Annotated in this window: 9 protein-coding genes and 1 pseudogene; 3 read left to right on the plus strand and 7 right to left on the minus strand. The window is 63.0% G+C overall.

The features are described 5' to 3' along the window. Nucleotides 1-19 precede the first annotated feature (19 nt). Nucleotides 20-829 carry a tRNA cyclic N6-threonylcarbamoyladenosine(37) synthase TcdA gene (gene tcdA / locus BLR77_RS22040; RefSeq protein WP_074681839.1) on the minus strand — a complete coding sequence of 270 codons (810 nt, stop codon included), beginning with the start codon at nt 827-829 and terminating at the stop codon, nt 20-22. 199 nt (nt 830-1028) lie between these two features. On the opposite strand from tcdA, the gene dapE reads away from it, so the two are divergent. Genes dapE through BLR77_RS22055 form a run of 3 tightly spaced genes read left to right on the plus strand, consistent with a single transcriptional unit; the run spans nt 1029 to nt 3375 of the window. After that, a complete protein-coding gene (gene dapE, locus BLR77_RS22045) occupies nt 1029-2171 on the plus strand; it encodes a succinyl-diaminopimelate desuccinylase (protein ID WP_074681841.1) in 1143 nt (380 codons plus the stop codon). Then, nucleotides 2168-2974: a putative RNA methyltransferase gene (locus tag BLR77_RS22050; RefSeq protein ID WP_074681843.1), complete on the plus strand. Its 807-nt coding sequence runs from the start codon at nt 2168-2170 to the stop codon at nt 2972-2974. Before dapE ends, BLR77_RS22050 begins: the two co-directional genes overlap by 4 nt. A gap of 26 nt (nt 2975-3000) precedes the next feature. Then, a complete protein-coding gene (locus BLR77_RS22055) occupies nt 3001-3375 on the plus strand; it encodes a hypothetical protein (RefSeq protein WP_074681845.1) in 375 nt (124 codons plus the stop codon). A gap of 209 nt (nt 3376-3584) precedes the next feature. Here BLR77_RS22055 and BLR77_RS22060 read toward each other — a convergent pair whose 3' ends face one another. The 6 genes and pseudogenes from BLR77_RS22060 to BLR77_RS22085 all read right to left on the minus strand — a co-directional run bounded on the left by BLR77_RS22060 (nt 3585) and on the right by BLR77_RS22085 (nt 9792). Beyond that, nucleotides 3585-3794, minus strand: coding sequence for a cold-shock protein (locus BLR77_RS22060; protein ID WP_004423973.1), 210 nt, complete (start codon nt 3792-3794; stop codon nt 3585-3587). A gap of 229 nt (nt 3795-4023) precedes the next feature. Further along, nucleotides 4024-5016, minus strand: coding sequence for a DUF4340 domain-containing protein (locus BLR77_RS22065; protein WP_074681847.1), 993 nt, complete (start codon nt 5014-5016; stop codon nt 4024-4026). Between the two features lie 167 nt (nt 5017-5183). Then, a complete protein-coding gene (locus tag BLR77_RS22070; RefSeq protein WP_074681849.1) occupies nt 5184-7010 on the minus strand; it encodes a GldG family protein in 1827 nt (608 codons plus the stop codon). A gap of 9 nt (nt 7011-7019) precedes the next feature. After that, on the minus strand, nt 7020-7751 hold the full coding sequence (locus BLR77_RS22075; protein WP_003244158.1) for an ABC transporter permease subunit: 732 nt from the start codon (nt 7749-7751) through the stop codon (nt 7020-7022). Next, nucleotides 7748-8671, minus strand: coding sequence for an ABC transporter ATP-binding protein (locus BLR77_RS22080; RefSeq protein WP_074681851.1), 924 nt, complete (start codon nt 8669-8671; stop codon nt 7748-7750). The genes BLR77_RS22075 and BLR77_RS22080 overlap by 4 nt, the downstream gene beginning before the upstream one ends. Nucleotides 8672-8839: 168 nt before the next feature. After that, nucleotides 8840-9792 (minus strand): annotated as a pseudogene (locus BLR77_RS22085) (integron integrase). Nucleotides 9793-10020: the final 228 nt, after the last annotated feature.

Raw genomic sequence — 10020 nt, forward strand, 5'->3', positions numbered from 1 at the left:
CACCGCGCAGGGGCGTTTCTCAAGTCTTGCCCTGGCGCTCTGCCGGACGACGGGCGCCAGCCACCAGCTTGTCCACCAGCTTGGCCGCAGCGGCCATGCCGAAGCTGGCGGTGACCATCATCACCGCGCCGAAGCCACCGGCGCAGTCCAGCCTCACCCCTTCGCCGACGAAACCCTTGGCCTGACAGACCGTGCCATCCGGCTTGGGATAGCGCAGCTGCTCGATGGAAAACACGCAAGGCACGCTGTAGGTGCGGCCAGGTGTGCGAGAGAAGCCGTAGTCGCGGCGCAACATGCTGCGCACCTTGGCCGCCAGTGGGTCGTTGAAGGTCTTGTTCAGGTCGGTGACCTGAATCTGCGTCGGATCGACCTGCCCACCCGCGCCGCCAGTGGTGACGATCTGAATCTTGCGCCGCTTGCACCAGGCGATCAGCGCCGCCTTGGCCGGCACACTGTCGATGCAGTCGATCACCCCGTCGAGCTGCTCGGTGATGTACTCGGCCATGGTTTCGCGGGTGACGAAATCGGCCACCGCGTGCACCACGCAGGCCGGATTGATGGCGCGGATGCGCGCCGCCATCTCGTCGACCTTGGCCTTGCCCACCGCGCCTTCGATGGCATGCACCTGACGATTGGTGTTGGTGATGCAGACGTCGTCGAGGTCGAACAGCGAAATCTCGCCGACACCCGAACGCGCCAGCGCCTCGGCCGCCCAGGAGCCGACACCGCCGATGCCGACTACCGCCACGTGCGCCGCGGCCAGGCGCTGATAGCCCTCCTGGCCGTAAAGCCGGGCTATGCCGCCGAATCGCTGATCGTCTGTGTTCATCTCACCCCCTGCAGGAAGGCGCGCATTATAGAGATAGCACCCTGCCCACCCAAGCCTGTCGAACAGGTCAGCCGTCGGCCCGCCCTATCAAGCTGCCTTCACCGCGAATGCGCCGCGCCGCGCGCCTTATGACCTGATCGTTAACGGCTTTTGCTTTAAGATGGCCAGCTTTCACGCCAGCCGCCGTACCGGAGCCGCAATGACCGCCACCCTCACCCCGACCCTGGAACTCGCCTTCGACCTGATCCGCCGCCCGTCCGTGACCCCGGTCGACGAAGGCTGCCAGGAGCTGATGATGCGCCGTCTGGCCGCCTGCGGTTTCGACGTCGAGCGCATGCGCATCGAAGAGGTGGAGAACTTCTGGGCCAAACGTGGTGGCGACGGCCCGGTGCTGTGCTTCGCCGGCCACACCGACGTGGTGCCCACCGGCCCGCTGGACGCCTGGCAGTACCAGCCGTTCGACGTACGCGTTGATGAAGAGGGCATGCTCTGCGGCCGTGGCGCGGCCGACATGAAAGGCAGCCTGGCGAGCATGATCATCGCGGTGGAGCGCTTCGTCGCTGACCACCCGAACCACAAGGGCGCCATCACCTTTCTCATCACCAGCGATGAAGAAGGCCCGGCCCAGCACGGCACCAAGGCGGTGGTCGAGCGCCTGCGCGAGCGCAACGAGCGCCTGGACTGGTGCATCGTCGGCGAGCCATCGAGCACCACCCTGCTCGGTGACGTGGTGAAGAATGGTCGTCGTGGCTCGCTCGGCTGCACCCTCACCGTCTACGGCAAGCAAGGCCACGTCGCCTACCCGCATCTGGCGAAGAATCCGATTCACCTGGCTGCCCCGGCGCTGGCCGAACTGGCCGCCGAGCACTGGGATCACGGCAACGACTACTTCCCGCCGACCAGCTTCCAGGTGTCCAACCTCAACTCCGGCACTGGCGCCACCAACGTCATCCCCGGCGAGCTGAAGGCAGTGTTCAACTTCCGCTTCTCCACCGAATCCACCGTCGAAGAGCTGCAGCAGCGCGTCACCACCATCCTCGACAAGCACGGCCTGGACTACCACCTGGAGTGGGCGCTGTCCGGCCTGCCCTTCCTCACCCAGCCGGGTGACCTGCTGGACGCCGTGGCCGCCAGCATCAAGAGCGTCACCGGTCGCGACACCACGCCATCCACCAGCGGCGGCACCTCCGATGGCCGCTTCATCGCCACCCTGGGCACCCAGGTGGTCGAGCTCGGCCCGGTCAACGCCACCATCCACCAGATCAACGAGCGCGTGCTGGCCAGCGATCTGGACCTGCTTACCGAGGTTTACTATCAGACCATGGTGAAGTTGCTGGCATGAGCCTGATCTGCCCCATCTGCCAGACGTCGCTGGAGCCGAGTGACAGCGGTCTGATCTGCAGCAACCGGCACAGCTTCGACCGCGCGCGGCAGGGGTACTACAACCTGCTGCCGGTGCAGCACAAGAACAGCCGCGACCCCGGCGACAACGCCGCCATGGTCGAGGCGCGCCGCCGCTTTCTCGACGGTGGCCACTACGCGCCGCTGGCCGCGCGCCTGGCCGCGCTGGCTGCCGAGTACAAGCCGGCGCGCTGGCTGGATATCGGTTGTGGCGAGGGTTACTACACCGAACAGATAGCCCGTGGCCTGCCCGCCGCCGACGGCTACGCCCTGGACATCTCCCGTGAAGCGGTCAAACGCGCCTGCAAACGCGCTGCGCACCTGAGCTGGCTGGTGGCGAGCATGGCCCGCGTGCCTTTGGCCGATGCCAGTTGCGGTCTGCTGGCCAGCGTCTTCAGCCCGCTGGACTGGAGCGAAGCCAAACGCCTGCTCGCCCCCGGCGGCGGCTTGCTGCGCATGGGCCCGACCCGCGTACACCTGATGGAACTGCGGCAGAAGCTCTACGACGAAGTACGCGACTACGACGATGAGAAGCACCTGGCGCTGATTCCGCCCGGCATGCACCTGGCCCACAGCGAAACCCTCGAATTCCCGCTGCACCTGGCCGACGCTCAGGCTCGCGCCGACCTGCTGGCCATGACCCCACACGGCTGGCGCGCCAGCGTCGAACGCCGCGAAGCGGTGATCGCCGAGCCCTTCGAAGTTACCGTCGCCATTCGCTACGATTGGATCGTCAAAACTTAGAGCACCAGCCCTCAGGATTAGAAGCCATGCGCCAACCCGATATCGAGATCTACCTGAAAGACGCCGAGCGCGACGCCGTGGCGCAGTGGCTGGGCCAAGCCCTGGGCCCGTGCAGTGATTGGCAGCAAAAAGGCCAGACCTTCAAATGCCAGGCCGGCAATGTGCCGGTGACCTGGCTGCCGAAAGCCGTGGGCAAATGGCACAGCCTGTACCTGGAAAGCGACGCCACCCCCTGGGCCGACGACCTGGCCTGCGCCCGCGCCGCCCATGCCGCGCTCGGCGTGCAGGTGCGCTGCGCGCCCGGCACCTGGGTGGAAGATGAAAGCGACGAAGAAGCCGACCGCTGGATCAAGGTCGATGCCGACGGCGAAACCGAGATCGTCTGGCGTACTGATCAATAGCGGCCGCTTTGCGCAATACCCGTCACGCACCAAATCTGTAGGAGCGGCGCCTCGCCGCGAATCTGGGCTGCACGGCCTGGCAAAGCTTCGCCCCGGAGCGAGGCTCCTACGCAAAGCTGCTTGGGATCATTACCTTCGCCCGTAGCCCGAACAGACCACAAACAACAAGGCCCGTCATCGACGGGCCTTGTTGTATTTCGAGCTGGAGCTCAGACCGCGGAAACGTCTTCCGCCTGCAGGCCCTTCTGGCCCTGGGTCACGCCAAACTCGACCTTCTGGCCTTCGACCAGAGTGCGGTGGCCATCGCCGCGAATGGCGCGGTAGTGAACGAATACGTCCGGGCCGCTTTCGCGCTGAATGAACCCGTAACCCTTGGAATCATTGAACCATTTGACGGTTCCCGTCTCACGATCTGCCATTACCAACTTCTCCAAACTCGCTATGTTTTTATTGTCCCGAAGGCGCTTTGACGGCTCGGTAAAAACGTTCTTCTCAGCGTTCGCCCCCCCCGGCAATCGAGCATGGAGCAGGTCAAGCGATTCGCGTTCTTGCTGCAGCCGAAGGCCGAGTATAAAGCATGGATTGTGACTGAAAAGCACTTTTTAAGAACCGGCACGAACCCAGAAGATATGCGGGTTACAGCTTGTTTTATGAGCTTTTGGCCAACAGATCGCGCAACTTCTTCGCCAGCCGCGTTACCAGATCGGGCTCCAGTCGATATGCCCAGTCACTGCGCGCACTCACCTCTGCGGCGTTGAAACCTTCACGCTCGCCAAGCACCAACCAATACTGCTCACCCTGCTTATACAACGCTCCTTCGAGTTTTTCCTCGGCAAAACCGCTGAGGCTGAACTGCAGCATCGGCGCCTGCTTGAAACCTATCTGCGCCAATGGCGCGGCATCGGCGAACTGCAGGTTGGAGAAAACCAGGACGACGCCATTGGCCGCACCCTCGAAGCTGAGTTTCTGCTCCTTGCGCAGCTCTGCGACAGCGAAGTTGTACTGTTGGGCATCGGCACGCGTCAGCGTGAGTTTCTCGCCATCGGCGTAGCGCAACTCGAGGCGCGCGATACCGGTGAAGGGAATGTCGCTGACACGCCGATCCAGCCAGTCCAGCTCACGCGTCGGCACCTGCAACTGCTGATCGATCAGCCAGACCTGATCCTCACCGGCGCGTCGCACCAGTTGCCCACTGCCCTGCTGGGACGGGTTGCCCAGGCGCAGATTCAGTTGCGGGTGATCATCAAACTGCAGCTTCAGACGCAGCGCCAGCTCATCAGCCTCGCCCTCCTCGGCCAGGCCCAAACGAGCATGCCACTGAGCATTGGCAGTCTTGGCCTCCACCGTGCGCGCCTCACGCAACGCCCGCAGCAAATCGGCCAAGGGTTGCGGCGCCGCCGGGTAATCGGCCTTGGCCGGCACCACCCAACCATCCTCACGCCGCTCGATACGTACCGACGGCTGCCCCGGCTGCTCGATCTCCAGTGCCTGCAACGTGTTCAGATACCCTTGCTCGACGGCCAGCCAGGGCGCACGCTCGACCTGAGCCATGCTTTGCTGCTGGCTGTGCTGCACCGCTGCGTAACCCAGCACGCAAAGCAGCACGATGACGACCAATGCGATCAGACCTTTACGTCCCATGATCTTTTCACCCTTGGATAGGATGAAGCCACGTAGGGTGCGCCGTGCGCACCGATGCTTCCAGACTGGTGCGCACCACGCACCCTACGGACCTCGAGAAAACCAGACATTGGTGGAGGCACTTCAGCGGCAACGGTCGCGGCTGAAGCCCCTCCCACAGGTGAACATCAAGCGCGACGACGGCGCCTCCACAGCCACAACGCCATCACGCCGAGGGTCAGCAAAGCCGGCATCAGGGCGATGTTGATGACCTTCAGCGTGCGGCCCAGCGCCTCGATATCGGCATTGAGCTGGTAACGCACCTCGCGCAGCTCCTTGCGAATCTCCAGCTTCTGCTGGATGAAGCGCTGCAGGGCGCCCTGCTGCTCCGGCGTCAACTCCAGGCTTGGGTCGTCGCTTTGCTGCAACGCCGCCAGTTGCTGCTCGGTCTCGGCCAGACGCGCCTGCAGGGCCTGCTCCTTGTCGCGGAAGCGCTGTTCGGCGGCGCGCTGCAACTCTTCGACCACCACGAACGGACGACTGAAGCGCCCACGTGAACGCACGCTGATCAGCGCCTCGGAGCCAGTCAGGTTGTCCAGCGCATTGATGGCGAAGCTGCCGTTGTCCGCCCAGGGCTGCGGGATGCGCTGGCCGAAGAAGTCCTGCACCTGCACCCACATGCGATCACTGAGAATGTCGGTATCAGCCACGGCGATGACGTTGATGTTGTCGGCCTGCTTGAGCCCATCCTTGCGTCCTTCGATGCCATCGGGAAAGGCACTCTGCGCCGGGCCGTCGATACGCGCGGCGATGTTGTAGCGCTCGCCGGTCGGCTCCAGCTCGCGGATCAGCTCCTCGGGGTTGCTGAGCATGGCGAAGCGCTGAGCGTCGAAGGGCATGGCGTATTCGGAGCTCTGCATCAGCGGGGTGAAACGCGTCTTCGCCCCTTCCACCGGCTCGAGGATGCCGGCGGTGGCGACGGTGACGCTCTCCAGCCCCGCGGTGGCGATGTCGTCCTGATCCAGCGCCTTGCGTGGCAGGCTCAGCCAGGCCGCATGGCGCACCGGACGCTGGCCCTGACCACGGTTGACCGACATGGCATAGGATCCATCGCCGAGCACCTTGTCCGGCAGCAGGCGCAGGCCCCAGGCCTTGAACAGCGGCTCGATGTTCGACGCCCTGTCCACCGCCACCTCGCCCGGCATATCGCCCGTATCGGCCTCGGCATAGGGGTCGACGAACACCATCAGCTTGCCGCCGCGCAGCACGAACTGGTCGATGGCGTACAGGGTCTGCTCGGGCAGGTTCTTCGGATGCACCAGCCACAGCACCGAGACGTTCTCGGGAATCAGATCGACGTCGCTCTTGAGCTGCTCGATCTGGAACAACTGGCGCACCTGCTCCAGCACCATCCACGGCGGCGTCGGCTGCCGCGCCATCATGTCGAAGCCGCCGGTCATCGGCAGCCCGGAGAGCACGCCAACCACCGGCAGCTCCGGCTTGGCCAGGGTCTGCACCAGGCGGCTCAGCTCATACTCCAGATGCTCCTCCTGATCCAGGGCGAAGAACGGGATCACCTGGGTGTCGTCCAGGCCGTTGGTGCCGACCAGGCCGAAGTAGATCGAGTCGCCACCCTGCTGCAGCGGAATGCCCTGCAGGCCGAACTCGGCAGCCTTGTCCTCGTCCTCGGAGAACGGCTCGGGGTCGATGATGTGCAGGCGAATCTTGCCGCCGGCCTGGGCCTGGTAGGCCTTGAGCATCTCCTCCACACGCTGGGCATAGGTGCGCAGCGCCGGCAGGTTCTTGGCCACCTTGTCCGAGTAGAAGAAGTACAGGTTGATCGGCTCGTCCAGCTCGGCAAGGATCTGCTTGGTGCCGTCGGAGATGGTGTAGAGCTTCTGCTCGGTCAGGTCCAGGCGCGCACCGCCCAGGCCCAGGCCAGCCAGCAGGTTGAAGGCGAGAAAGGCCACCGCAATCAGCAGCAGCCCGGCGCCGGAATAGATCAGCTTTTTCATGGGCGCTCCTCAGTCGGCTTTCTTCAGGTCGATGACCACGGCGGTGGCGGTCAGCCAGGCGGCGATCAGCGAGAGGAAATACAGCAGGTCGCGCAGATCGATCACGCCCTTGCTGATGGCATCGAAGCGCACCAGAAAGCTCAGCGATGCGATGGCGTCCACCAGCCACTGCGGCGCCCAGGCGAAGGCGTCGAGCACCATCGGGAAACCGCTGACGATGAACAAAAAGCAGGCACTGACCGCGAGGATGAAGGCGATCACCTGATTCTTGCTCAGCGCCGACATGCACGAGCCGATGGCCAGATAGGCGCCGGCCAGCAACCAGCTGCCGATATAACCGGTGACGATAGCGCCATTGTCCGGCTCGCCCAGGTAGTTGACCGTGATGATCATCGGGAAGGTCAGCAGCAGCGCGATACCGGCGAACACCCAGGCCGCCAGGAACTTGCCTGTGACCGCCTCGAAGCGGGTGATCGGCAGGGTCATCAGCAACTCGATGGAGCCGGACTTGCGCTCCTCCGCCCACAGGCGCATGGCAATCGCCGGCACCAGGAACAGATAGAGCCAGGGGTGGAAATTGAAGAAGGCGGAAAGATTGGCCTGACCGCCCTCGAAGAAGCCGCCCAGGTAGAAGGTGAACACCCCGGACAGCACCAGGAAGATGACGATGAACACATAGGCCAGCGGCGTGGCGAAGTAGCTCGCCAGCTCGCGCTTGAAGATCACGGGCAACTGGGTCATGGCTGCTCTCCCCGGGTCAGCGTACGGAACACTTCATCCAGGCGGCCGCGTTCCACGTTGAGTTCCTTGACCTTCCAGCTGCGCTCGGCAATCAGCGCATTGACCTGCGGGAAGATCACTTCGCCCGGCTGCGCCAGCACGCTCAGGCTATGTTCGCGGGCGTTCTCCTCGACACCGGCGACGCCCGGCAGCGCCGCGAGGGCAGCCTGATCCAACGCCTCATCGGCCACCAGCGTCACCGCCTGGTGATAGCGCGAGCGGCTTTCCAGCTCCAGCGGCGTACCATCGGCCAGTAAGCGGCCCTGGGCGATCACCACCGCACGTGTGCACAGCGCCGTGACCTCTTCGAGGATATGGGTAGAAATGATCACGATCTTGTCGCGGGCCAGCCCCTGAATGAGCTGACGCACCTGATGTTTCTGGTTGGGGTCGAGACCGTCGGTGGGCTCGTCGAGGATCAGCACGCGCGGGTCATGCAGAATCGCCTGGGCCAGGCCGACGCGGCGCTTGAAGCCCTTGGAGAGCGTCTCGATGCTCTGCTCCAGCACCTTCTCCAGCTCCACCTGCTCCACCGCGCGCTGGACGCGCAAGGCCTTCTCGGCGCCGCGAAAGCCGCGCACCTCGGCGATAAATTCAAGAAAGCCGCGCACCGTCATGTCCCCATAACAAGGCGCGCCTTCCGGCAGATAACCGATCTGCCGCTGGGCCTTGAGGGTCTGGGTCTGGATATCGCAACCGAGGATGCTCGCCGTACCGGAGGTCGGCGCAAGAAAGCCGGTGAGCATCTTCATGGTGGTGGATTTACCGGCCCCATTTGGGCCGAGAAAGCCCAGCACTTCCCCTGGCTGGACCTGGAACGACAAGTCGTCGACTGCCGTGTGCTGCGCAAAACGCTTGGTCAGGTTTCTTATATCGATCATGGCCTCTCACCGTCGCGAATGGCCTGCGCTCAGCGAAACCATCGCGAGAGCGCAGGCCGCAAGAACGCCGGACGCAGACAAAAGCACACGCCCGGACGAGGGCAAGACCGTAGCAGAACTGAAAAGTTCAGTCAGCAGACCGAAACAAGTAGTAAATGGAATATGTGTTCAGCGATCCAGAGGACTCAATACCGCCAGGCCACCTCGGTTGAGCACATGGGTGTAGATCATGGTTGTCTTCACATCTGAGTGGCCGAGCAACTCCTGCACGGTGCGAATGTCCTGGCCTGCTTCCAGCAGATGCGTGGCAAAGGAATGACGTAACGAATGTGGCGTCGCATGCTTGACCAAGCCAGCACGCCGCGCCGCCTCACGCACCGCCCTCTGGATGGTTTTCTCATGCAGGTGATGGCGATAAATGCCGTGCCCGCGTGGATCCTGAGAGCGATTGCCCGACGGGAAAACGAACTGCCATCCCCACTCCTTCGCCGCATTCGGATACTTGCGCGCCAGGGCGAACGGCAAATTAGCCTCGCCAAAGCCTTCGGCCAGATCGCCCTGATGCACGCGCTGCACCTTGTTCAAATGTTGCCGTAACGGCTCGACGACACGCATTGGCAGCATGGTTACCCTATCTTTCTTGCCCTTACCATCACGCACGATGATTTCTCGCCGGGTAAAGTCGACACCCTTGACTCGTAGCCGCAGCGCCTCAAGCAATCGCAATCCAGCACCATAGAGCAGATTCGCAACGATCCAGCTATCGCCCTGCAGTTGAACCAACAGGGCATCGACCTCACTACGGGTAAGCACCACCGGCAGATGCTTGGGTTTCTTCGCCCGTACGACCCCCTGCAACCAAGGCAAATCCAGCTTGAGCACCTCCTTAGAGCGGCCAGAGCCTGGTTCTGTGTCGAGGCAGACACGTCGCGCTTAACCGCAAGATGGGTCAGAAAAGCCTCGATTTCCGCCGCGCCCATCTCCGCCGGATGCCGATAGTGGTGAAAGCGGATATAGCGCTTTACCCATTCGGCATAGACAGCTTCGGTACGGATGGAATAGTTTCTGACTCGAATTTGCTGGCGCAGTTGATCCAGCAGCTTGGGCTTGCCGTCATCCATGTCGCGTCTCTCCCTAGGTGCTGTCGCGTTTGCCGCGACAACCTTCAAGCTAGACAAGGACTTGCAAGACGACAAGGAAGATTATGCGACAGCTGTCGCGTGGAAACGCGACATGAATGTCGTCTAATTAATAGTTAGGTGCACTACAAAATATGAAATCTCTATTCAGGTATATAGTGGCGATATCAACAGCATTTTTTGTAGCGCTTTGGCTACTGCCGTTTTTCG

It is taken from the genome of Ectopseudomonas alcaliphila, from assembly GCF_900101755.1.
In the GTDB taxonomy this organism is placed as follows: Bacteria; Pseudomonadota; Gammaproteobacteria; order Pseudomonadales; family Pseudomonadaceae; genus Aquipseudomonas; species Aquipseudomonas alcaliphila.

Coding starts and splice junctions, on each gene's coding strand:
- BLR77_RS22055 (WP_074681845.1), top strand. CDS start 3,001: ATGCGCCAACCCGATATCGAGATCTACCTGAAAGACGCCGAGCGCGAC.
- dapE (WP_074681841.1), top strand. CDS start 1,029: ATGACCGCCACCCTCACCCCGACCCTGGAACTCGCCTTCGACCTGATC.
- BLR77_RS22050 (WP_074681843.1), top strand. CDS start 2,168: ATGAGCCTGATCTGCCCCATCTGCCAGACGTCGCTGGAGCCGAGTGAC.
- BLR77_RS22060 (WP_004423973.1), bottom strand. CDS start 3,794: ATGGCAGATCGTGAGACGGGAACCGTCAAATGGTTCAATGATTCCAAG.
- tcdA (WP_074681839.1), bottom strand. CDS start 829: ATGAACACAGACGATCAGCGATTCGGCGGCATAGCCCGGCTTTACGGC.
- BLR77_RS22065 (WP_074681847.1), bottom strand. CDS start 5,016: ATGGGACGTAAAGGTCTGATCGCATTGGTCGTCATCGTGCTGCTTTGC.
- BLR77_RS22070 (WP_074681849.1), bottom strand. CDS start 7,010: ATGAAAAAGCTGATCTATTCCGGCGCCGGGCTGCTGCTGATTGCGGTG.
- BLR77_RS22080 (WP_074681851.1), bottom strand. CDS start 8,671: ATGATCGATATAAGAAACCTGACCAAGCGTTTTGCGCAGCACACGGCA.
- BLR77_RS22075 (WP_003244158.1), bottom strand. CDS start 7,751: ATGACCCAGTTGCCCGTGATCTTCAAGCGCGAGCTGGCGAGCTACTTC.